This is a genomic window from Pyxidicoccus caerfyrddinensis, assembly GCF_010894405.1.
GTDB lineage: Bacteria > Myxococcota > Myxococcia > Myxococcales > Myxococcaceae > Myxococcus > Myxococcus caerfyrddinensis.
This window is the reverse complement of sequence record NZ_JAAIYA010000009.1, coordinates 286,557-307,883: the sequence shown is the minus strand read 5'-3', so window position 1 is coordinate 307,883 and position 21,327 is coordinate 286,557. Positions and strand designations below refer to the sequence as shown.

Genomic DNA, 21,327 nt, shown 5'->3' with positions numbered 1-21,327 from the left:
GCCCTACCGCTCGAAGCGGTAGCCCAGGCCGCGCACGGTGAGGAAGTGGCGGGGCTCCTCGGGGTCCGGCTCGAACTTCAGGCGCAGCTGGCGCATGAAGTTGTCCACGGTGCGCGCGCTGCCCTCGTAGTGGTAGCCCCACGCGCCGGACAGCAGCTCGTCGCGGGTGAAGGTGCGCCCCGGGTGGCCGAGGAAGTGGGCCAGCAGCTTGAACTCCTGCGCCGTCAGGTCCACGGGCGTGCCGTTGCGGGCCACCGTGCGCGCGGACATGTCCACGCTCACGTCGCCGAACGTCACTGGCGGAGGCGCCGCGCCCGCGGTGGGGTAGCGCCGACGCAGCACGGCCTTGATGCGGGCCAGCAGCTCCTGGAGGCCGAACGGCTTCACCACGTAGTCGTCCGCGCCCAGGTTGAGGCCCAGAATCTTGTCCGTCTCCATGCCCTTGGCGGACAGCACCACCACGGGCGTGTCGCGGCCGCGCTGGCGCAGCTCCTTGAGGAGCTCGAAGCCGTTGAGCTCCGGGAGCATGAGGTCCAGCACCACCAGGTCCGGCGACTCGTCCAGCGCGCGCGCAAGCCCGGTGCGCCCGTCCTGGGCCTGGAGGACCTCGTAGCCCTCGAAGCGCAGGTTCATGGACAGGCCGGCGAGGATGGACAAGTCATCCTCCACCACCAGGATGCGCCGCGTCGTCTCCGTCATGCCTTCCCTACCGGCAGGTGGATGGTGAACCGGCTGCCCTTGCCGAGCTCGCTGTGCACGTTGATGCGTCCGCCGTGAGCCTCGACGATGCGCCGGGCGATGGCCAGCCCCAGCCCGCTGCCCTCCGTGCGCCGTGTCAGCAGGTTATCCACGCGGTAGAAGCGCTCGAAGATGCGCTTGCGCTCTTTCGGGGCAATCCCCACGCCGTTGTCCTCCACCGAAAGGTCCACGTGCCGGTGTCCTCCGCGCACGCTGAGGACGATGCGACGGTCTTCGGGGCCGCTGTACTTGTAGGCATTCTGCAGGAGGTTGAGCAGGGCCCCGGCCATGGCGTCCTTGTCCACGTCCAGCCGCGGCAGGCTGCCCTGCACGTCCACCTTCAGGTCCACGCCGCCCTCCAGCCGCTGGGCGCGGAAGGCCGCCACCGCCGCCTCCACCACGTCCATCACCGGCAGGGGCGAGCGCTGGTACACCTTGCGGCCCCCTTCGATGCGCGCCCAGTCCAGCACGCGCTCGATGAAGATGGACAGGCGCTCCGTCTCGCGCGTCAGCAGGGTGAGCACCTCCTGCATCTGCGCCGGGTCCTTCAGCCGCCCCAGGGCGAGCGTCTCGATGAACATGCGGATGGAGGTGAGCGGCGTGCGCAGCTCATGGCTCACCAGCGACACGAAGTCCGTCTTCATCCGGGACAGCTGCGCCTCACGGTAGAGGGCGCGGCCGGTGTAGACGACGCCGAAGGTGAGCGTCAGGTAGAAGAGGCCCAGCAGCACGCCGTACAGCACGCGGTTGCGCGTGGAGGCGCGCGCCACCGGGTCCTCGCCGGTGGGCAGCACCACCAGCCGGAAGTCCTGGAGGGGCGGGGACAGCACGCGCTCGGCGAGCCCCACGGGGCCCAGCGCACTGGCGCGGGCCTGCGCCACCTCCGACACCAGCCGGCCCATCAGCCCGCCCTCGTTGACCTCGCGCGGCACGGGCTGCAGCGTGAAGCGCACCGGCTCTCCGGAGACCGCGCGGGGGTCCACGTTCTCCGCCAGCAGCGACTCCAGCGCCCGCACCGACAGGCGCACGCCGCGCACCACGTCGTCCTTGCGCTCGGCGGCCACCATCACCGCGCGCCCGCCGGCCGTCAGGGTGAAGACGGTGGGCTCGGTGGGCAGCGAGCCCGTCTCCGGGAGCACGGCGGTGACGGCCTCCGACAGTTGGGGGTCGCTGGTGTGGACGCGGCCGTCCTGCACCTGGAAGGTGCCGTCCGGCTCGGACACCACCCGCCCGTCCGGCATGACGAGCCGCAGCGTGCCCGCCTCCTCTTCCAGATGGGCGGACGCCAGCGCCTTCGGCAGCTCGGAGGACAGTGACTCCAGCGTGCCGCGCCAGGCGGACTCCAGTCGCTTCTCCACCGCGGCGCGCTCGTTGATGATGGCCACCACGCCGAAGCCGGACAGGCCGGCGGACGGCACCACCACCAGGACGATGAGCAGGGCGAACGTGCGCCGGAAGTTGAGGATGACGGGGGGAGAGCGCGACACGGCTTCTCTCATTTACTCCCACCCGGGGCGACACGCTCGCGACGTTTCAAGGGGAACGCCCGCCCGGAGACTGTCCACCACCCACACCCGGGGTGTGTAAGACATCGACTTCCGGGGCCTTCTGGTGCAAGCATGTGGGCCCGCGGGGGAGGCGAGCGACCAGGGCCGGCCGTCATTTCCCCCGCTACATGTCGCAGGCGCTCGGAGTCTGGCTCGGGCCGTGGGTGACGGGGCCGGGCGCTTGTGAGGAGGACCTTCCAATGAGACGGCACGTTCTTGCCGCGGTGCTGGCTTCGATGCTGGGCCTGACGGCGTGTGGTGACCGCCAGGCCGAGGCGACGTGGAACAACGCGTCAGGCTCGGTGGCGCTCAGCCGCGATGACGCCTTCCTGTACGTCGTGGACGCCGACAACGGCGTGCTGTCGGTGGTGGACACCGGGCGCAACGAGAAGGTGGGCGAGGTGAAGGTCGGCCGCGGCCCCGAGCGCGTGGTGGTGGGCCCGGACGACACCGTCTACGTCTCCAACCGCGCCGAGCGCAGCGTGTCCGTCATCCGCCGGGGTGACTGGAACGAGGCGGCGCGCATCTCCGTGGGCGTGGAGCCCATGGGCCTGGCCGTCGCGCCGGGCGGGGACACGCTGTACGTGGTGAACAGCACCGCGCTGGACTCCAGCGAGCACGGCACGCTGATGGCCGTGGACACGCGCAACCTGACGGTCCGCTGGGAGTTGCCGGTGGGCGAGGAGCCGCGCGGCATCGCGCTGGTGGACAACGGCAAGCGCGCGCTCGTCAGCCTCTTCCGGCACAGCGATCTGGTGACGGTGGACCTGTCGGACTCCGGCCGGCCCCGCGTGCAGCGCGAGCGCACGGACCTGTACTCGCGCGCCAACGTCAGTGACTCCTCCAGCAGCGGCGGCTCCGGCTCGTCGGATGCCCCCCTGCCGCCGGGCGTGGCGCTGAACATCCGCTTCCGGCCGCGCGGCATGTCGGACGTGGTGCTGACGCCGAACGGCGAGCGCGCGCTGGCGCCGGTGCTGTGGGCGCGCGAGGACCCCATCGGCGGGCCGAATACGGGCAACCCCTCGGGCGGTGATGGCTCGCTCTATGGCGGCGGTAGCCCGTGCAGCTCGGCCGGCGTGGTGGCCCCGGGCATCGTCACCTTCGACACCGAAGACGGCAGGCCGGTGGTGGACGACCTGGACCAGTGCCGCCCGCCCCCGGAGCAGTCGCCGGACTTCCCGCCGTCCACCATCGTCAGCCCGGAGCCCACGCACGCCATCCAGGGACCGGTGGCGGCGGTGGTGGACCCGTCCGGGCTGTGGGTCTTCGTGGTGAACCGCGAGACGGACAACGTGGCCATCATCCCCATGGACCGCCGCTCGGGGCCGGACATCGTGAACTTCACCGGCAGCAGCGTGCGCCAGCTGGTGCGCGTCGGCTCCGGGCCCAGCGGCATCGCGATGACGCGCGACGGGCGCAAGGCCTTCGTCCACAACGCGTTCGACCACACGGTGACGACGCTGGTGAGCGACGGCTCCTCGGGCGTGGCCAACGTGCACGCGGAGGGCGCGGCGCTGGCGCTGGTGGGTGACGTGCTGGAGCCCCAGGCCGTCGCCGGCCGCAAGCTCTTCTACTCGGCGCTGGACTCGCGCATGACGAGCGCCTCGGTGAGCGCGTCCTGCGCGTCCTGCCACCTGGACGGCCGCGAGGACGGCCACGTGTGGGGCTTCCCGGACGGCCCGCGCCAGACGCCCAGCCTCGCGGGCCGCAAGGTGACGAAGACGGGCCCGTTCCACTGGAGCGGCGAGTTCCCCACGCTGCGTGACTTCCTGGACGCCACGGTGCGCCGGCGCATGGGCGGCACGGCGCTGGACAGCGTGATGGTGTCGCAGCTGTCGTCCTTCATCGACGTCATCCCCGTGCCGGACAACCCGCACAAGCGCGAGGCCCTCACCGACGCGCAGGCCCGCGGGGCGCTCGTCTTCAAGAAGGCCAGCTGCGACACCTGCCACGAGGGCGAGACGCTCACGAACAACAAGCAGGCCGACGTGGGCACCTTCATCACCAATGGCCCCATCCAGGATGACGCGCAGGTGCGCAAGGTGGGCCTCAACACGCCGTCGCTGCTGGGCCTGGCGCGCACGGCGCCGTACCTGCACGACGGCAGCGCCCTGACGCTGAAGGAGCGGCTCACGCAGGGGCGTGACACGAACCGGCACGGCTCCACGGCGCAGCTGAGCGACGCGGAGGTCGACGACCTCGTGGAGTACCTGCGCACGCTGTGAGCGCAGGGGCCCGTCAGGGCCTGGAGTCAGACGGGGGCCGCTTCCGCGTCACGCGGAGCCGGCCCCCGCTGTCGTTTCAGGGCTCGCCGGCGTCGGCCGCGGCCGCGGGCGTGGCGAGCACTGCCGGCGTCGTGGCGACGAGGGCGGAGCGCGCGACGTCGAGGGCCCGGTCCGTGTCCGCGCCCAGCCAGGTGACGATGAGGGCGCAGGGCGTGTCGTCGTCCCACGTCATCACCTGGAGCATGCCCTGCGCGGGAGCGCGGCGGACGGCGGCGCGGCCCAGCGCGGGCACTTCTTCACCGCCGGCCCGCAGGGTGGGGGCCATCAGCGCCTTCACGTCCGCCTGCGTGTGGCGGGGGTTGCAGTCCCAGGCCACCGACGCGGAGGTGTCCGCTTCGGAGGTCGAGCGGAAGGTGCACAGGGGCCCGCACGTCGGGCACGCGCGCTCCTCCTTCATGGTGAAGCCGGGGAGCATCAAGTCGCGCACGTCGGCGGGCATGAGCACGTCGCAGCCCGGGAGCGGCAGGTCCGCGGCCTGGGCCCTGACGCCGGCACCCGCGTCGGGCGCCGAGGTGACGTCCGGGCTCCGGGCGCGACATGCGCCCACCGTCAGTGCCAGCACCAGTGCCGCGCGCCCTCCTGCCCTCATCCCGTGGTCTCTCCCTGGCGCACGCCGTGCGCGGCGCGGAATGTAGACCGGAGCCGGGCCCGCGCGGCCACGTTTCCCGAGCGAGGGTGCTTGCTTCCGAACGGCTCTCCCGCCGGGCGGGGGAGCGGGCGGGCTTCGCTCGTGTCATCCCGCGCGGTGGACTAAGCTGACGCCCGCTTCCATGGTCCCCGCCCGCCTCCTGTCCCTGCTGTTGCTCGTCCCGGGCGTGCCCGCCCTGGCGCAGTCCCCCGAGGCCCCTCCCGCGCGCAACCCGCCCGCGGACGAGTCCTGGGCGGCGCCTGGTGAGGTGGAGGCGCCCCGGCGCAACAGCGCTCCGGATGATGCCTCGTGGGCGGACTTCCCCGGCGCCACGGCGGTGCCGGCGGGGAAGGACGCGGCGGCCCTGCCGAAGCTTCCGGAGGTGCCGCCCCTGGTGCCGGTGGACGACGCCGCGGTGGCCTCGCCACGGCCGCCGGGCCGTCCCCGCCGTGCGCAGCAGCAGTCGCAGCCCATCAACAACCTCGTGAGCGTGCTGGGAGCGCGCACGATGGGGAAGGGCGGCCTGGGCGCGAGCTTCTCGCTGGGCTTCCCCACGCTGTCCGCCCGGGTGGCGTATGGCGTGCTGCCCCGCGTGGATGCGCTGGTCGGCGTGGACAGCCTCTACGGGATGATGAACGAGGTGCGGCTGGGCGGGCGGTGGATGGTGCTGGACGGCGGCCCGCGCTGGAGCCTGGGGCTGGTGGTGGAGGGCAGCCATGCCTTCTTCCTCCGGCCGGCGAGCGTGGAATTGAAGGGCGCGCGCTACCTGAGCGGCCGGCGCAACTGGAACGTGCAGCCCGGCCTCGTGGCCAGCTTGCGGACGGGCGCGAAAGCGTCGCGGCTGTTCCTGGACGTGCGCTACCACCTCTCCCTGGACACCGAGCCGATTCAGCGCACGCCGCTGGGCGGGCTGCCGCCCTCGGTGGTGTCGGGCAACGCCTTCCCCATCCGCTTCGGCGCCGAAGTGCCCCTGACGGAGAAAACGTCCTACTCTGTGACGGTGGGTGGAGACGTGCGCACCCGCCCCGACGACGCGGACTTCATGCCCGTGCTCTCCGTCGGAATCGTCACCGGTCTCTAGAGGCGCCCCGGCTGCCTCCCCCTCCAGCGAGGTCTTGCATGCGTGGCAGTGTCATCGGCTCCGGCTCCTTCGGTACGGCCCTGGCGAACGTGCTCGCGGTCAACTGCGACGAGGTGCGGCTGTGGGGCCGGGAGCCCTCCGTGGTGGACGCCATCAACACGAAGCACGAGAACAGCACGTACCTGAAGGGCATCCCCATCTCGGAGCGGGTGCGGGCCACGAACAGCCTCGAGGAGGCGCTCGCCGGCTCGGAGCTGGTGGTGCTCGCCACGCCCAGCCACGCGACGCGCGAGGTGGTGGCGAAGGCGAAGCCGTACCTGCCGCGCCACGTGCCCATCATCACGGTGGCGAAGGGCATCGAGAACGAGACGCTGCTGACGATGACGGAGCTGCTGGAGGACTGCCTGCCGGAGGAGTTCCATCCGTACATCGCGGTGCTCTCCGGGCCGAGCTTCGCCAAGGAGCTGGCGAAGCGGATGCCCACGGTGGTGACGATTGCGTCCCACTGGGACAAGGTGGCGGTGCGTTGCCAGAAGGCGCTGCAGACGGAGACGTTCCGCAGCTACACGTCCACGGACGTGGTGGGCGTGCAGTACGGCGGCGCGCTGAAGAACGTCATCGCGATTGCGGCGGGCATGGCGGACGGGCTGGGCATGGGCCACAACGCGCGCGCGGCCATCATCACCCGGGGGCTGGCGGAGATTACGCGCCTGGCGGTGCGCAAGGGCGCCAACCCGCTGACGCTCTCCGGCCTGTCCGGCATGGGAGACCTGGTGCTGACGTGCACGGGCGAGCTGAGCCGCAACCGGCACGTGGGCATGGAGCTGGGCAAGGGCCGCAAGCTGCCGGACATCCTCGCGGAGATGAAGGAAGTGGCCGAGGGCGTGAAGACGGCGAAGAGCGCGCGCGACCTGGAGCTCAAACTGGGCGTGGAGCTGCCCATCTGCCATCAGGTCTACCTGATTGCCTACGAGGGGAAGAACGCGAAGAGCGCGGTGGTGGACCTGATGACGCGGCAGCCGAAGTCGGAGCTGTCGGGCGTCTGAGGTGCGCCTGCTAGACTGCGCTTCACGTGACTGCCCGCCGCCTGTCGAGCCTGCCTTCGTTCCGCGCCTTCGGGCACCGTGACTTCGTCGCCGTGTGGTCTGGAGCGCTCGTCTCCAACATCGGCGCGTGGATGGAGGTGGTCGCGCTCGGCGTGTACGTGACGGCGGTGACGGGCAAGGCCGAGTGGACGGGCGGCATCGCCGCGCTGACGTACCTGCCCTCCGTGGTGCTCTCCCCTCTGGGGGGCGCACTCGCGGACCGGTTCGACCGCCGCATCTTCATCGCGCTGTGCACGCTGGCGCAGGCGGTGCTGGCCGGCACGCTGGCGACGCTCGCCTTCACCGGCCATCTCTCCGTGCCGGCGGTGGCGGTCATCTCCTTCTTCAACGGGTGCGTGCACGTGCTGGCCATGCCGGCCTACACTGCGCTGATTGCCGGGCTGGTGCCGCGTGAAGATCTGCACAGCGCGATGAGCCTCACGTCGACCCAGTTCAACCTGGGGCGCATCCTCGGGCCCATGCTGGCGGTACCGCTGCTCGCCGCGGGCGGGGTGGGCTGGGTGCTCGCGTTCAACGCGGTGTCCTTTCTCGCGGTGACCGGGGCGGTGATGACGGTGCGCCCGCAGCGCCGTTCGGCCTCCGCCGCGCCGTCCCGGGGGCTGTGGGCGGACATCTCGGAGGGTGTACGGGTGTCGCGGCGGGACTCGGCCCTGTGGCTCGCGCTGGTGGCCATGTTCGCCATGGCGGTGCTGGTGACGCCGTTCATCGGCCTCGTCCCGGTGTTCGCGCTGAAGGTGTTCGGCCAGGACGCCACGGCGGCGTCGGTGCTCGTGTCCATGCAGGGCGTGGGCGCGCTCGCGGCGTCGGTGATGGTGGGTTCGCTGGCGGAGCGGTGGGGGCGGCAGCGGCTGCTCGACACGACCCTGCTGGTGCTGGGCCCGGTGGCGGCGCTGTACTGGCTGTCACCCACGCTGCCCCTGGCCATGGCGGCCATGTTGGTGCTGGGCGCGGTGTACATGGTGGCCATCGCCGGGCTGGGCACCCGCTGTCAGGAGCGGGCGCCCCGGGAGATGGCGGCGCGGGTGAGCAGCCTCAGCGCGGTGCTGCTCAACGTCGGCTACTCGCTGGGCGTGTGGATGCAGGGTGCGCTCGCGGACCGGATGGGCGTGCGGCCCGTCACCGCGACCGCCGCGGTGCTGTTCCTGGCGGTGGCAGTGGGACTGCGCGCGCAGCGGCCTCGTGAAGTGGGCGTCCCGGAGACCTGAAGCCTTCCGGGACGCGCGCCTTCAGCCCGGCGTCCCTTCCTTCGTGGGGAGCAAAGCGAGCACGCGCGAGAGCACGGCGATGCCCTCCTCGTACTCCGCCAGGTCGATGTGCTCGTTCGGCGTGTGGTCCAGCGAGGAGTCCCCAGGGCCGTAGGCCACGATGGGCACCTGCCACGCCGACGCCACCGTGTTCCAGTCGGACGTGCCCGTCTTCAGCCGCAGCGTCGGGCGCACGCCGCGCTCGCGCAGGGCCTGCTTGAAGGCCCGGGTGAGGGCGTCATTCTGTCCCGCGCTCACCGCGCCCTTGCTCGACACGGTGTGCACATTCACGCCCGGCACGCCGGTCAGGCTCGCGAGCAGCGCGTCACCCTCACACGACGGTCCGGTGCGGATGCTCACGCTGGCCTTCGCCCACTCCTCCGCTTCCTCCGTGCCGGTATGGAACGACGTCAGCGACGGCAGGTCCTGCTCGAACAGCGTACGCCCCTCGTTCCAGCCGTCACACCGGCGGCGCAGCGCATTCCACGCCTCGATGACGTGCTCGGCCGGCGCACGGTAGTCACGGCTCGCCGTGTGACGCCGGCTCGCGCGGTGCTCCAGCTCCAGCCGCGTGAGCCCCTTGTAGCCCACCGTGACTGCATGCGCGCCGCTCGGCTCGCCGTTGACGACGAAGTCCGGCCGGTACTGCTCGCGCAGGTGCAACGCGCCGCGCGTAATCGCGACCTCTTCCTCCACGCAGCCCAGCAGCAGGAAGCGCTTGCCGGCGCGCTCCTGCGCATCCAGCAACTCGACGGCCTCGATGAAGGCGGCGAGCGCCCCCTTCGCGTCCACGGCGCCACGGCCAAACAGGCGCGAGCCCTCCATCCGCACCGGCACCTCACCGGGCACCGTGTCGATGTGGCCCAGCAGCGCGATGCACGTGTCCCCGTCACCGAGGCTCGCAATCGTGTTGCCCACTTCATCCACGTGGGCGCGCCAGCCGCGCTGCTCCAGGCGGCCCGCCAGCGCGCGGGAGAAGGCCTGCTCGTGGTGGCTGGGGCTGTACTGCTCCACCATCCACCGGAGCAATTCCGGGCTCTGCTCACGCGCCCGCATCGACCACCGCCTGGGGAAGGGTGAGCTTCGTGCCGGCCTCGCCCGTCAGCGCGGACAGCACCGGCCGGGGATTGCGCGACGCGCTCACGTGGACGACAGGCACGCCGCCCGTCAGCGCACGCCGTGCCGCCTCCATCTTGTAGCGCATGCGCCCGCCAGCCAGCTCCATCGCGCGCCCGAGGTCATCACTCCAGCGCACCAGCGTCGCCGGGTTCTTCGGGTCCTCCAGCAGGCCCGGCACGTTGGAGAGCATCACCAGCGCCCGAGCGCCGAGCGCCGTGGCGACGGACGCAGCGGCCTGGTCCGCGTCGACATTCACCAGCGTTCCGTCCTCCGTCACCGCCGGAGGGCAGATGACGGGCACGTGCCCCTGCTCCAGCAGCAGGCCCAGCAGCCGCGTGTTCACCTCGGTGATTTCACCGGCCAGGTGCTCCCGGTCGATGCGCGTGCGCTCACCGTCCTGGATCTTCAGCGGAGGCCTGCGCCGCGCGAGCAGCACGCGCCCGTCCGCGCCGCACAGCCCCAGGCCGGAGACGCCCTTCGCCAGCAGCGCCACGACGGCGCGCTTGTTCACGTCACCCACCCACGCCATCGTCAGCACGCGCAGGGTGGCCGCGTTGGTGAGCTTCACCACGTTGCCCGACGCGGTCGTCGCCTCGGGGCGCTCCATGGACAGGGCCTTGAGAAGCCCGTCCCCGGCGTCCGAGCCGCCATTCACCACGACGACGCGCTCACCGCGCCGGGCCAGCTCGGCCACGTCCGCGCAGACATTGTCGAGGTCCACGCCCGCGGCCCCGCCAATCTTCACCACCAGCGGCGGACGCCCACCGTGCTGCTGCGACGCGGGGCTCATCCGATCACACTCGCGCCGCCATCCACCAGCTGCACCGTGCCGGTGATGAACGAGGCGCGCTCGCTCGCGAGGAAGGCGGCCGCGGCGGCGAACTCCTCCGCCCGTCCCACCCGGCGCATGGGGATGTGCGCGGCCATGGCGCGCAGGCCCGCCTCCACGTCCGCTCCCGCGGAGCGCTCCACCGGAGGCGTGCGCGTGTAGCCCGGCGCGAGCACATTGACGGTGACGCCGCAGTCGCCCAGCTCCTGCACCAGCGCCGACGCGAAACCGACGAGCCCCATGCGAGACATGCCGGAGAGGGCGAAGCGGGCCACCGGGCGCACCACCGTCTCGGAGGTGATGAGCAGCAGGCGTCCCCAGTGCGCGGCCTTCATGTACGGCAGCGCCGCCAGGGCCAGGTTGATGGCGGGCAGCGTCACCACGTTCATCGCGTCCTGGTACGCCTGGATGCTGAACTGCGTCGCCGGTCCCGGCGGCGGCCCGGCGCTGTTCGTCACGGTGATGTGGATGCCGCCCAGCTTGCTGGCGACGTCCTCCACCCATGCCTTCGCGGCGCCGTGGTCCTTCAGGTCCACGGCGGTGGCGAGCACCTTCCCGCCGCGAGACAGCGCCTTGAGGCTCGCTTCCGCCCGGGCGAGCTTCTCCGCGTCGCGCGCGCCGATGGCGACGTGGGCACCTTCCTTCACCAGCTCCTCCGCCACGGCCAGCCCCAGCCCGCTCGAGCCTCCGGCGATGAGGGCGACTTTATTGGCCAGTCCCAGTTCCAAAGGTGTCCCTCCTCGAGTCCGCGGCGTTCACTGACTGCTCGGGATGCACGACGTGCATGGAAGGGGGCGACGCGCGGCCGTAGCGGTAGCGCCCCATCAGCGGCCACGCCAGCGCGGAGGCCACGGCCTTCGCCCGCGTGGACAGCTCCTTGCGCCACGTGTCGTCCCCGGCCCGGAGCAGCGTGGGCCCGCTCAGGAAGCGGTCCGGGTTGCCGGTGACGGTGTGGTTCTTCCCCAGGTTGACGGTGCGCACGTGCACCGGGTTCTTCGAGCGCTCCACCCCGATGAGCGACAGCAGGCTGTCCACGGTGGCGGCCGGCTCGGAGATGAAGTCCTCGTAGCGCAGGAACAGCGAGCGCTCCGGGTAGCGCCGCGTGACGAGCTCGGAGCCGACGTTGAACCCGAGCCAGTACGCGGTGCTGCGCGCCGCGGACATGGGCACGACGTACTGCTTCGTCTTCGTCCACGAGTGCGCGACGGCGCGCGGATCTCGCACCAGGTGCAGGTAGTACGGGCGGATGCCCTCCACGTGCGGCAGCAGCGCCGCCTCGGAGGGGAACTTGCCGCTGTCCACGATGACGCTCGCACCCGTGGCGTCGGAGATGGTGCGGTACGTCTTCGCCAGCAGGTCGGCGTGCTCGCGCAGGGCCGGTGAGGGCGAGTCCTGCCGCAGCACGCGCAGCGTGTGGCGCGTGCGCACCGTGTCCTGCTGCCGTCGCACCACGCGCGCGGCGTGCTCGCGCGGCGTCTCACCGGGGGCCACGCCCTGCTGGAGCACCTTGGACCAGAGCGCGCACTCCACCAGCTGCGCGCCACAGCCGCACAGCGTGTTGGAGCCGTTCCCGTGGGCGTTCTTCCACAGGAAGCTCAGCTCCCCGGTGTGGAAGCACCCTGGGACTTCATTGAGCACGTTGCCGATGATGGTGCTGCCGCTGCGACACCAGCCGGTGACGTAGAGGACGGTGAGCGGACTCATGGGCGCAGCGCGGCGTGGAAGAAGTGCGTGGGCAGGTGGACGGCCAGCGCCTCGTAGATTTCGCCGCAGACCGCCAGGCCCTCGCGCGGGAAGATGCCCGGGGGCGGCTCCGCGAAGCGGATTTCGGAGCGGCCGGAGTCGTAGATGGTGGCGCCCGCGGTGAAGTCACCGACGACGACGGTGCCCTGGGAGACCATGCGCGTGCGGCAGATGCGGATGCCCATGGCGGACAGCTCCGCCAGCAGGCCGTTCTGCCCGAGGAGGTACTGGTAGTAGTCCACCGAGTTGATGAGGATGCCGTCCGCCGAGCCGCCCATCTGCTCGACTTCGGCGCACGCGGCGAGCAGCGAGGACACCGGGTCCTTGCGCGCCGGCAGGCGGGTGACGCCGGGCGTCTCCAGGATGCCGCGCACGCGGTCTCCGCCCTTGCCGATGGTGAGCGCCTGGTTCTCCGCCGTGCACAGGCGCACCAGCAGGCGGAAGTCGATGAACTGCGCGAGCGCCTCCGGGTCGTCCAGCAGGTTGGGGGGCAGCTGAATCCAGCCCGTGGTGGGCCGCAGCGGCTGCTGGTCGAAGTGGAACTCGAACCCCGCCTCCGGCCGCAGCGTCACGTCCTGCACGTGGGCGCCGGGCGCGACGGTGGGGTGCGTCTCGTACCAGTAGCGGGCCTGGGGCTTGTCGGACGGCTTCACCTTGAAGAGGGCGCGCACGGCCACGCGGGGGCGGCGCTTGAAGCCCGGGAAGTCCTCGGTGATGGTGGTGGAGAACTGGGCACGCGCCTTCGTGCCGTCCTTCTTCACGGCGGCGGCGAAGACAGCGCCGGGCGACAGGGGGGTAGGCTCCGGGGACAGCGTGCTCATGGTGTGCCTTTCGCGCTCTCGCGTCAGAGGGGGTGGAGGCCGCGGAAGCCGAGGCCTTCCGTCTCGGGTCTGCCAAGCATCAGGTTGAGGACGTGCACGGCGGTGCCGGCCGCGCCCTTCACCAGGTTGTCCAGCGCGGCATTCACCACGATGCGGCCGCGCTCGGTGTCCACGTCCACGGCCAGGTCGCAGTGGTTGGTGCCCAGCAGCGGGCCCGGCTCGGGGAAGGGGGACGCGCTCGCGTTGGGCCGCAGCACGTGGACGAAGGGCTTCTCCCGGTAGCTGGAGGCCAGGGCGCGCAGCGGCTCGGACTCGTCCAGGGGGCGCGCTGCGAAGGCGTGCACGGTGGCCAGCACGCCGCGCACGCTGGGGACGGCCGTGGCGCTGAAGTGGATGGTGGGGCGCTGGCCGGTGAGGCGCGCGGTGATGCCCTCCAGCTCGCCCGTGTGCCGGTGGCCCACCGGCTTGTAGCAGCGCAGCGCGGAGGCGCGCTCCGGGTGGTGGGACGCGCGGTCCGGCGTCGAGCCGCCGCCCGAAGAGCCCGTCTTCGCGTCCACGATGATGTCCGGCTTCACCAGCCCCGCGCGCACCAGCGGCAGCAGGGCCAGCAGCGCCGCGTGCGCCATGCAGCCGGGCACCGCGACGAGCCGCGCATTCGGAAGCTGGTCGGCCGTCCACTCCGGCAGGCCGTAGACGAACTCCGGCGCGTTGGCGGGACGAGGATGCTTGCGGTACCAGCGCGCGTGCTCGGCGTCCTCCAGCCGGAAGTCCGCGCTGAGGTCCACGACGCGGCCCGCCAGCTCGCTCACGCGCGGCCAGCGCTGCAGCAACCCGCCCTGCGGCATGCAGCTCAGCAGCACGTCGCACGGCCCCAGCTGCTCGTGCGGTACGAAGCGCAGCGCGCTCAGTCCGCGCAGGTGCGGGTGCGGGTAGTCCAGCCGCTTGCCCGCGAACTGGTCGGACGTGGCCTGCACCACCTCCACGGCGGGGTGGGCCAGCAGGAGCCGCAGCACCTCGCCGCCCGTGTAGCCGCTGGCCCCCAGCACCGCGACGCGCGTCATCGCAGCACCCCGAGGACGTAGTCCGCCATCAGCTCCGGGAGGGGAATGCCGGTGACTTCGATGCTGCGCGCGAACTCCACGCAGTGGTTGATTTCATTCACCAGCACCTTGCCGTCGCGCGTCTCCAGCAGGTCCACGGCGAGGATGTCGCCACCCACGGCCTCGGCCGCGCGCTCGGCGAGCTTCGCGTGGGAGGGCGGCACGTCGTACCGCTCGGGCATGGCGCCGCGCGCGGTGTTGGTAATCCAGTGCTCCGAGCGGCGGCGGATGCCGCCCACGGCCTTGCCCATGACGTAGACGCGCAGGTCATAGCCCGGCTTGTCGATGTACTGCTGCACGAGCGCGACGTGGTCCGACGCGCCGCCCATCTCGAAGCGCATGGACATGAGCCCCTCCGCCGCGCTCTTGCTGTCCATGCGCGCCACCATGCGGCCCCACGAGCCCGTCACCGGCTTCGTCACGGAGGGGTAGCCCCGGCGATCCACCTCAGCCACGCTGGCCTGCTCCTCGAAGCCGAGGAAGGACCAGGGCATGGGCACGTCCTTCGCGGCCAGCGCCAGCGTGGTGAGCGCCTTGTCGCCACACGTGGCGATGGCGTGCGCGCTGTTCAGCACGCGCGAGCCCTTCACCTCCAGGATGGAGGCGAGGTAGCGCGCGCGCGTGAAGGACATGCTGCGCATGAGCACGGGCGCGCCGTCTCCCCAGCGCTCCCTGTCCAGCGACAGCACCAGTCCCGCGTCCGCGTACGAGTCCACGGCGCAGCCGCGCGCACGCAGCGCGTCGGCAATCATCCGCTCCTCGGTGCGCAGGCGCGTGTAGACGAGGTTGACCTTCATGACCGGGCTCACTCGCCCCAGTCTTCTTCCACTTCCGGCGCTTCGGCGAAGCGCAGCGGGGCCAGGCCCACCACCTCGAGCTCCGCCGAGCAGCCTCCACACGTGACGACTTCACCCACCTGGTACCGGTCCCCGGTGATGGGGGCGGCGCACGTAGGACACTCGTTGACTCCGACGCTCTCGAGCTTCTGCGGCTGCATTCTCATCCCCTCCTGAGGGCAGGTTTCAGAGCCGCCCGGCGCGGGCGCGGCAGTGCGTGCAGAATCTGTTCGGCCAGGCTGGCCCCATCAATTCCGTGACGCTTGAGCAGCTCCTCGTGCGAGCCGGCCGTGGAGTCGTAGCGGTCCTGGATGCCGACGCGGACCACTCGCGCGCCCAGCCCCAGCGCGCAGACACTCTCGCATACCGCTCCCCCGAGGCCTCCCACGATGGAGTGCTCCTCCACCGTGAAGAGCAGCTGCGTGCGCTCCACCGTCTCCTGGAGCGCCGCCTCGTCGAGCGGCTTGAGGGTGTGCATGTTGAGCACGCGCGCCGAGACGCCCTGCGCCTCCAGGAGCGTTGCGGCCTCCATCGCCACACAGACGCCGACCTCGCCGTGGGCGACGAGGCCCACGTCGTCGCCCTCGCGCAGGCACACGGCCCGGCCGATCTGGAAGTCGGGGCGCGGCAGGTCCAGCCGGCTCACGCGGTTGCGGCCGAGCCGCAGGTACACCGGGCCCTCGAAGTCCACGAGCGCGCGGATGGCCTGCACCGTCTCCAGGGCGTCCGCGGGGGACACCACCGTCATCCCCGGCATGGAGCGGAGGATGGCCAGGTCTTCAATGGCGTGGTGCGTGGGCCCGAAGAACGCGCCGGACAGCCCGCCGTAGTCGCAGACGAGCTTCACGTTGGCGCGCCCGTAGGCCATGCCGAGCCGCACCTGCTCGCACGCGCGCATCGCCCCGAAGGCGGCGAAGGTGTGGGCGAAGACGACCTGCCCGGCGGCGGCCATGCCACACGCCGCGTCGATCATCGTCGCTTCGCAGATGCCCAGGTTGAGGAAGCGGTCGGGGTGGCGCGCCTCGAACGCGTCTCCGCCGCCCGCCAGGTCCGCCTCCAGCAGGACGACGCGTGTGTCGTCGTCCGCGAAGCGCGCCAGCGCGTGCCGGAACACCTGCCGGTTGGACAGGGTGGGGTTCTCCTTCAGCCACGCCTCGGGTGCCACGGCCAGGTCCGCGCCGCCCTGCGCGGGGGCCGTCACGGCGTCACCTCGCCGAGGGAGGCGAGCGCGCGCTTCAGGTGGTCCGCGCTGAAGACGGCGTAGTGCGGGCCCTTGCCGCGCAGCATGGGCACGCCCGCGCCCTTCTGCGTGTTGGCGACGAGGGCGCGGGGCCCGTCGCCAGGGACCTCCAGCGCGGTACAGAGCGCGTTCAAGTCGTGTCCGTCCACCTCGGCCGTCTGCAGGCCGAAGGCGCGCAGCCGCTCGCCGAGCGCCTTCTGCGACAGGATGGACTCGGTGGGCCCGTCGTTCTGCCCGCCGTTGCGGTCCACGATGACGGTGAGGTTCTGCAGCCGGTGGTGGGCGGCGATCTGCAGCGCCTCCCAGTTCGAGCCCTCGCCCATCTCCCCGTCGCCGCAGACGACGTAGACGCGGTTGGGCCGCTGGCGCATCCGGTGGCCCAGCGCGAGCCCCACGCCCAGCCCCAGTCCGTGCCCGAGGCTGCCCGTGGGGAAGTCCACCCCCGGCACCTTCGCGCTCACGTGGCCGGTGAGGTGGCTGCCCTCCGCGTTGTAGCCGCGCACCAGCTCTTCGACGTCGATGAAGCCGAACTCCGCCAGCGCGGCGTAGAGCCCGGCGGCCGCATGGCCCTTGGACAGGATGAGGTGGTCCCTGACTTCGGCGCGGGGCGCGCTCGGGTCCACCTTCATGACGCGACCGAGCAACGCCACGAGGATGTCCACCACGGACAGCGAGCCGCCGAGGTGGCAGCCGGTGGACGTCGCCGCGAGCCGGACGATGGTCCGGCGGATGCGACGCGCGCGCTCCTCGAGGGGTACCTGGGCCATGGGTGTCATTCCGTCCGCAGGGGTTCGGACGTCATCGTCTCTGTCGAAGATTCCTGGCTTTGCGGCGCAAGCTAGGAAACCTGAAGCGCGCAAGTCAATGTGTGTGATTGAGATACAGAGCAATGGAGTGTGTGGAATCGCAGCCTTGCACGAAAAACGTGTGAAAGCTATGGTCGCGCGCGGCCGCGTTGGCCCACCAGATCCCAGGGAGTGTGCGCGAGATGGCGGGAGGTATCGGCAGGGGCCCGGCGCAGGAGAAGGGGACGCTGTATCGGAGTCGTGGTTGGTGGCGTGACGAGACGGTACTCGACGATCTGCGCCGTGCCATCCAGGCCCATCCGGACAAGCTGGCCATCGTGGCTGCCCGCTACTTCGCGAAGGATGTCACCAAGCTGACATACGCGGAGCTGGGCCGATACACAGAGCGTTTCGCGGTCGCACTGCTGGAGCTGGGCGTGGGACGCGGGCAGCTGGTGGCGGTACAGCTTCCGAATTGGTGGCAATTTACAGCGCTGGCGCTGGCGTGTGCGCGCATCGGCGCTGTCATCGCGCCCATTCCCCCGGACTACCGGCGCCGCGAGGTGGAGTTCATCCTCGGCAGGACGGAGGCGTCCGTCTACGTCGGGCCGGCGAGCTGGACGGGCCACTCGCACCGCGACATGGCCCGGGAGCTGGCGCGGGCGCTGCCGACACTGAAACATCGCATCCTCATCGGATTGGATACCCAGACACCGCGTGAAGATGGCGAGCTGGATTTCGATACGCACTTCATCCAGCGGCACTGGGAGGACGAGCGCCCGAAGAGTGTGCTGGACGCACTGTCGGCGCGCGCGGACGACCTGTGCAACGTGCTCTACACGTCTGGGACGACGGGCGAGCCCAAGGGCGTCATCCACTCCCACAACACGAACTACGGCATCACCCGCGCGCTCAGTGACACACTGGGTCTGGGGAACGATGACGTGGTGTCCCTGCCGTCGCTGCTCACCGCGTCGAGCGGGTTCACCTACCTCTACCTGATGCCCATCCTCCTGGGGGCCACCGCCGTCTACATGGACGTGGGGGACCCGGAGCTCACGCTGCGCCTCATCGAGGAGCAGCGCGTCACGTTCATGTATGGGATTCCCACGTACATCATGAATGTGATTGCCGCGAAGCGTAAACACGGGCGTGACACATCGTCGCTCCGGCGGCTCGCCACGGGCTCCATCCCCGTCCCGCCGCACCTCATCGCCGCGGTGCGTGAGGACTTCGGCGTCCAGCTGCACACGCTCTGGGGCATGACGGAGAACGGCGCGGTGACGATCACGCGCCGTGAGGACCCGCCCGAGTGGCCTTCGAGCAGTGATGGGCGTCCGGTGGAGTGGATGGAGGTGAAGGTCGTCCCCGCACTGGCCGAGGATGGCACGCCCTACCCGGAGGGGACGGGGCGGCTGCTGGTGCGCGGCGCCAGCCAGTGCCTGGGCTACTTCAAGCGCGAGGACATCTACTCCGCGTGCGTGGATGCGGACGGCTGGTTCGACACCGGCGACCTCGCGCGGGATGACGGGCGCGGCGGCATCCGCATCGTCGGGCGGCTCAAGGACGTCATCTTCCGGTACGGCCAGAAGATTCCCGTCGTCGAGGTGGAGTCGGCGCTCTACTCCCACCCGAAGGTGAAGGAGGTGGCCGTCGTCGGTCACTCCGACGACCGGATTGGTGGCGAGCGGGTGTGCGCCGTGGTGGTGCCTCGCGAGGACGCGCCGACGCTGGCCGAGCTGCGCAACCACCTGAAGGGGCTCGGCATGTCCAACCAGTACTGGCCGGACCGCCTCGAGGTCGTCGCGGAGATGCCGAAGACGCCCTCGGGGAAGATCCGCAAGTACCTGCTGAGGGAGCGCCTGAAGGAGCTGTCCGCAGCGAAGCCTAGCTGAGCCCGGCCCCCGCCGTGCCAGGAGGAGTGACAACGTGAGCAACGACCAACCCAGCACCCCGCTGATGCAGCGGCTGTCCGGCTATTGGCGAGAGCTGCTCGGGGTAGAGGTCGTCCGTCCGGAGGACCACTTCCTCGAGGTAGGGGGCAACTCGCTGATGGCGACGATGCTCGCCAACCGCATCGAGAAGGACCTGGACGTCCAGCTCTCGATGGTGGACCTGTTCAACACGCTGGAGCACGTCGCCGCGCTTTGCGAGGAGCAGCTTCGCGAGCAGGGCCGCTCCATGCCGGCGGTTTGAGTCTCCCAGACAACGAGGTCCCGACATGAGCGCGCGCGAGCCGAAGCCCCCGGCGTCCCGGAGCCGTAGGCCGCCCCCGGTGGTGCCCGTGCCCAGGGAGGGGGCGCCGCCGCTGTCGTTCGCGCAGCAGCGCATGTGGTTCCTCGCGCAGCTGGACCCGCAAGGCTACGCGTACAACGCGCCCTTCTTCGCGCGCCTGAAGGGACCGCTGGACGTGCCGGCGCTGGAGCGGGCACTGGCCGGCGTGGTGCAACGGCACGAGGCGCTGCGCACCACGTTCACGGAAGTCGAAGGCCAACCCGTGCAGCGCATTTCGCCAGAAGTGGCGGTGCCGCTGCCGGTGGAGTCGCTGGAGGGGCTGCCACAGGAGGCGCGCGAGCGCGAGGTGGTGCGGCGCGCGGAGGAGGACGCGCGGCTGCCGTTCGACCTGGAGGCGGGGCCGCTGCTGCGGGCGAGGCTGCTGCGCGTGGAGGCGGAGGAGCACGTGCTGCTGCTCACTCTGCACCACGTTGCGTGTGACGGGTGGTCGCTCAGCGTGCTGGAGCGTGAGCTGCGGGAGCTGTACGCCGCGTTTCATTCCGGCACGGAGGCCGCGTCGCGGGCGCTGCCGGTGCAGTACGTGGACTACACGCTGTGGCAGCGCGAGTGGCTGAAGGGTGACGTGCTGGAGGCGCAGCTCGCCTGGTGGAAGGAGAAGCTCGGGGGCGTGTCGCCCATGCTGGAGCTCCCCCTGGACCGGCCGAGGCCGCCGGTGCAGTCCATCCAGGGTGCGGTGCTGCACGTGCCCATGCCCGCGGAGCTGATGCGCGCGGCGCTGGAGCGCAGCCGTCAGGAGTCGGTGACGCCCTTCATGCTGCTGCTGGCGGGCTTCCAGGCACTGCTGTCTCGCTACAGCGGGCAGCGGGACGTGGTGGTGGGCACGCCGATTTCGGGGCGCAACCGGGGCGAGCTGGAGGGGCTGATCGGCTTCTTCGCCAACACGCTGGCCCTGCGCGTGGACGTGGAGGAAGGGGAGAGCTTCCGGAGCCTGCTGGGCCGCGTGCGCCAGACGTGCCTGGGGGCGTACGCGCACCAGGACGTGCCCTTCGAGACGCTGGTGGACGCGCTGCAGCCCGTGAGGGACTTGAGCCGCTCGCCGCTGTTCCAGGCGATGTTCGTCCTGCAGAGCGCGCCGCCCCTGGTGCGGCTGGACGGGCTGGTGACGGAGGAGGTGGACTTCGAGCCCGGTGTCTCGAAGTTCGACCTGACGCTGTTCCTGCGGGAGACGGCGGACGGCTGGGTGTGCGTCTGGGAGTACAGCACGGCCCTCTTCGACGAGGCGACGGTGCGCCGCCTCGCGGAGCACTACGTGCGGCTGCTGGACGCGGCGGTCTCCAGGCCGGAGACACGCGTCGCCGACCTGCCGCTGTTGGGGGCCGAGGAGCGCCGACAACTTGTGGAGGAGTGGAGCGGGCCCGTCGACGCGGCCTACAGGCCGGGCCTGATGCACCAGTGGGTGGAAGCGCAGGTGGCGCGCACGCCCGACGCGGTGGCGGTGACGGACGGGCAGGTGGAACTGACGTACGCGCGGCTGGAGGCCCAGGCCAATCAGCTCGCGCATCACCTGGTGGCGCTGGGTGTGAAGCCGGGCGGCACGGTGGGGTTGTGCCTGGAGCGCGGCAGCTTGCGGATGCCGGTGGCGGTGCTGGCCACGCTCAAGGTGGGAGCGGCCTTCCTCCCGCTGGACGCGAGCTACCCGGCGGAGCGACTGGCGCAGATGCTGGAGGACACGGGCGCGCCGGTGGTGCTGGTGCAGGGCCGGCTGGAGGAGGCGCTGCCTCGCGGGCTCCAGGCGAAGGTGGTGCGACTGGAGGAGGAAGCGCAGGCGATTGGCGCGAGGTCCACGCACGCGCTCGCGCTGCCGCTCTCACCGGAGACGCCCTGCTACTTCGTCTACACGTCAGGAAGCACGGGCCGACCGAAGGGCATCGTCATGTCCCACCGGGCGGTGGGCAACATGCTGCGCTGGTTGCTGGAGCGCACGGTGGAC

At 71.2% G+C, this 21,327-nt stretch carries 20 protein-coding genes; 7 read left to right on the top strand and 13 right to left on the bottom strand.

Annotated features, from left to right (window positions below; all coding sequences use genetic code 11):
• Window positions 1-3: 3 nt before the first annotated feature.
• Entirely contained in the window at window positions 4-699 is a 696-nt protein-coding gene (locus G4D86_RS23430; RefSeq protein WP_163996220.1) for a response regulator transcription factor, read from the bottom strand.
• Entirely contained in the window at window positions 696-2,225 is a 1,530-nt protein-coding gene (locus G4D86_RS23425; RefSeq protein ID WP_163996219.1) for a sensor histidine kinase, read from the bottom strand. Before G4D86_RS23425 ends, G4D86_RS23430 begins: the two co-directional genes overlap by 4 nt.
• A gap of 260 nt (window positions 2,226-2,485) precedes the next feature.
• Here G4D86_RS23425 and G4D86_RS23420 point away from each other — a divergent pair, with 260 nt between their 5' ends.
• Window positions 2,486-4,510 (top strand): c-type cytochrome, encoded by a 2,025-nt coding sequence (locus tag G4D86_RS23420; protein ID WP_163996218.1) that lies wholly within the window; start codon window positions 2,486-2,488, stop codon window positions 4,508-4,510.
• A gap of 76 nt (window positions 4,511-4,586) precedes the next feature.
• On the opposite strand, the gene G4D86_RS23415 is transcribed toward G4D86_RS23420, so the two are convergent.
• Entirely contained in the window at window positions 4,587-5,159 is a 573-nt protein-coding gene (locus G4D86_RS23415) for a hypothetical protein (protein ID WP_163996217.1), read from the bottom strand.
• Window positions 5,160-5,340: 181 nt separating this feature from the next.
• On the opposite strand from G4D86_RS23415, the gene G4D86_RS23410 reads away from it, so the two are divergent.
• The 3 genes from G4D86_RS23410 to G4D86_RS23400 are packed head-to-tail and all read left to right on the top strand — an operon-like array spanning window position 5,341 to window position 8,590.
• Window positions 5,341-6,279: a hypothetical protein gene (locus G4D86_RS23410; RefSeq protein ID WP_240360430.1), complete on the top strand. Its 939-nt coding sequence runs from the start codon at window positions 5,341-5,343 to the stop codon at window positions 6,277-6,279.
• Window positions 6,280-6,317: 38 nt separating this feature from the next.
• Window positions 6,318-7,325, top strand: a complete 1,008-nt coding sequence (locus G4D86_RS23405; protein WP_163996216.1) for an NAD(P)H-dependent glycerol-3-phosphate dehydrogenase — start codon at window positions 6,318-6,320, stop codon at window positions 7,323-7,325.
• A gap of 26 nt (window positions 7,326-7,351) precedes the next feature.
• The gene (locus G4D86_RS23400) at window positions 7,352-8,590 is read left to right on the top strand and encodes an MFS transporter (RefSeq protein WP_163996215.1); all 1,239 of its coding nucleotides are present in this window, start codon (window positions 7,352-7,354) and stop codon (window positions 8,588-8,590) included.
• 21 nt (window positions 8,591-8,611) lie between these two features.
• Here G4D86_RS23400 and G4D86_RS23395 read toward each other — a convergent pair whose 3' ends face one another.
• The 10 genes from G4D86_RS23395 to G4D86_RS23350 are packed head-to-tail and all read right to left on the bottom strand — an operon-like array spanning window position 8,612 to window position 17,084.
• Complete coding sequence (locus G4D86_RS23395) at window positions 8,612-9,685, bottom strand: M20/M25/M40 family metallo-hydrolase (RefSeq protein ID WP_163996214.1); 1,074 nt, start codon at window positions 9,683-9,685, stop codon at window positions 8,612-8,614.
• Window positions 9,672-10,538 (bottom strand): [LysW]-aminoadipate kinase, encoded by an 867-nt coding sequence (locus G4D86_RS23390; RefSeq protein WP_163996213.1) that lies wholly within the window; start codon window positions 10,536-10,538, stop codon window positions 9,672-9,674. The genes G4D86_RS23395 and G4D86_RS23390 overlap by 14 nt, the downstream gene beginning before the upstream one ends.
• Window positions 10,535-11,305, bottom strand: coding sequence for an SDR family oxidoreductase (locus tag G4D86_RS23385; protein ID WP_163996212.1), 771 nt, complete (start codon window positions 11,303-11,305; stop codon window positions 10,535-10,537). The genes G4D86_RS23390 and G4D86_RS23385 overlap by 4 nt, the downstream gene beginning before the upstream one ends.
• Window positions 11,283-12,281 (bottom strand): sulfotransferase, encoded by a 999-nt coding sequence (locus G4D86_RS23380; RefSeq protein ID WP_163996211.1) that lies wholly within the window; start codon window positions 12,279-12,281, stop codon window positions 11,283-11,285. The genes G4D86_RS23385 and G4D86_RS23380 overlap by 23 nt, the downstream gene beginning before the upstream one ends.
• Window positions 12,278-13,141 (bottom strand): family 3 encapsulin nanocompartment shell protein, encoded by an 864-nt coding sequence (locus tag G4D86_RS23375; RefSeq protein ID WP_163996210.1) that lies wholly within the window; start codon window positions 13,139-13,141, stop codon window positions 12,278-12,280. The genes G4D86_RS23380 and G4D86_RS23375 overlap by 4 nt, the downstream gene beginning before the upstream one ends.
• A 23-nt stretch (window positions 13,142-13,164) precedes the next feature.
• Window positions 13,165-14,202 (bottom strand): N-acetyl-gamma-glutamyl-phosphate reductase, encoded by a 1,038-nt coding sequence (argC, locus tag G4D86_RS23370; protein ID WP_163996209.1) that lies wholly within the window; start codon window positions 14,200-14,202, stop codon window positions 13,165-13,167.
• Window positions 14,199-15,050 (bottom strand): RimK family alpha-L-glutamate ligase, encoded by an 852-nt coding sequence (locus tag G4D86_RS23365; RefSeq protein ID WP_240360429.1) that lies wholly within the window; start codon window positions 15,048-15,050, stop codon window positions 14,199-14,201. The genes argC and G4D86_RS23365 overlap by 4 nt, the downstream gene beginning before the upstream one ends.
• Window positions 15,047-15,238 (bottom strand): lysine biosynthesis protein LysW, encoded by a 192-nt coding sequence (gene lysW, locus G4D86_RS23360; RefSeq protein WP_163996208.1) that lies wholly within the window; start codon window positions 15,236-15,238, stop codon window positions 15,047-15,049. The genes G4D86_RS23365 and lysW overlap by 4 nt, the downstream gene beginning before the upstream one ends.
• 2 nt (window positions 15,239-15,240) lie before the next feature.
• On the bottom strand, window positions 15,241-16,278 hold the full coding sequence (locus G4D86_RS23355) for a transketolase family protein (protein WP_163996207.1): 1,038 nt from the start codon (window positions 16,276-16,278) through the stop codon (window positions 15,241-15,243).
• Window positions 16,275-17,084, bottom strand: coding sequence for a 1-deoxy-D-xylulose-5-phosphate synthase N-terminal domain-containing protein (locus tag G4D86_RS23350; RefSeq protein ID WP_205519696.1), 810 nt, complete (start codon window positions 17,082-17,084; stop codon window positions 16,275-16,277). The genes G4D86_RS23355 and G4D86_RS23350 overlap by 4 nt, the downstream gene beginning before the upstream one ends.
• A gap of 221 nt (window positions 17,085-17,305) precedes the next feature.
• Between G4D86_RS23350 and G4D86_RS23345 the strand changes: the two genes are divergently transcribed.
• The 3 genes from G4D86_RS23345 to G4D86_RS23335 all read left to right on the top strand — a co-directional run.
• Window positions 17,306-18,997 carry an AMP-binding protein gene (locus G4D86_RS23345; protein WP_163996205.1) on the top strand — a complete coding sequence of 564 codons (1,692 nt, stop codon included), beginning with the start codon at window positions 17,306-17,308 and terminating at the stop codon, window positions 18,995-18,997.
• A gap of 34 nt (window positions 18,998-19,031) precedes the next feature.
• Window positions 19,032-19,298, top strand: coding sequence for a phosphopantetheine-binding protein (locus G4D86_RS23340; protein ID WP_163996204.1), 267 nt, complete (start codon window positions 19,032-19,034; stop codon window positions 19,296-19,298).
• Between the two features lie 25 nt (window positions 19,299-19,323).
• Window positions 19,324-21,327, top strand: a 2,004-nt coding sequence (locus G4D86_RS23335) for a condensation domain-containing protein (protein ID WP_163996203.1), incomplete at its 3' end; no start/stop codon positions are given.

Bases quoted from the DNA above. Each gene is read 5' to 3' on its own strand.
- G4D86_RS23430 (WP_163996220.1), bottom strand. From the start codon at position 699: ATGACGGAGACGACGCGGCGCATCCTGGTGGTGGAGGATGACTTGTCC.
- G4D86_RS23420 (WP_163996218.1), top strand. From the start codon at position 2,486: ATGAGACGGCACGTTCTTGCCGCGGTGCTGGCTTCGATGCTGGGCCTG.
- G4D86_RS23415 (WP_163996217.1), bottom strand. From the start codon at position 5,159: ATGAGGGCAGGAGGGCGCGCGGCACTGGTGCTGGCACTGACGGTGGGC.
- G4D86_RS23410 (WP_240360430.1), top strand. From the start codon at position 5,341: ATGGTCCCCGCCCGCCTCCTGTCCCTGCTGTTGCTCGTCCCGGGCGTG.
- G4D86_RS23405 (WP_163996216.1), top strand. From the start codon at position 6,318: ATGCGTGGCAGTGTCATCGGCTCCGGCTCCTTCGGTACGGCCCTGGCG.
- G4D86_RS23395 (WP_163996214.1), bottom strand. From the start codon at position 9,685: ATGCGGGCGCGTGAGCAGAGCCCGGAATTGCTCCGGTGGATGGTGGAG.
- G4D86_RS23390 (WP_163996213.1), bottom strand. From the start codon at position 10,538: ATGAGCCCCGCGTCGCAGCAGCACGGTGGGCGTCCGCCGCTGGTGGTG.
- G4D86_RS23380 (WP_163996211.1), bottom strand. From the start codon at position 12,281: ATGAGTCCGCTCACCGTCCTCTACGTCACCGGCTGGTGTCGCAGCGGC.
- G4D86_RS23375 (WP_163996210.1), bottom strand. From the start codon at position 13,141: ATGAGCACGCTGTCCCCGGAGCCTACCCCCCTGTCGCCCGGCGCTGTC.
- argC (WP_163996209.1), bottom strand. From the start codon at position 14,202: ATGACGCGCGTCGCGGTGCTGGGGGCCAGCGGCTACACGGGCGGCGAG.
- lysW (WP_163996208.1), bottom strand. From the start codon at position 15,238: ATGCAGCCGCAGAAGCTCGAGAGCGTCGGAGTCAACGAGTGTCCTACG.
- G4D86_RS23350 (WP_205519696.1), bottom strand. From the start codon at position 17,084: ATGGCCCAGGTACCCCTCGAGGAGCGCGCGCGTCGCATCCGCCGGACC.
- G4D86_RS23345 (WP_163996205.1), top strand. From the start codon at position 17,306: ATGGCGGGAGGTATCGGCAGGGGCCCGGCGCAGGAGAAGGGGACGCTG.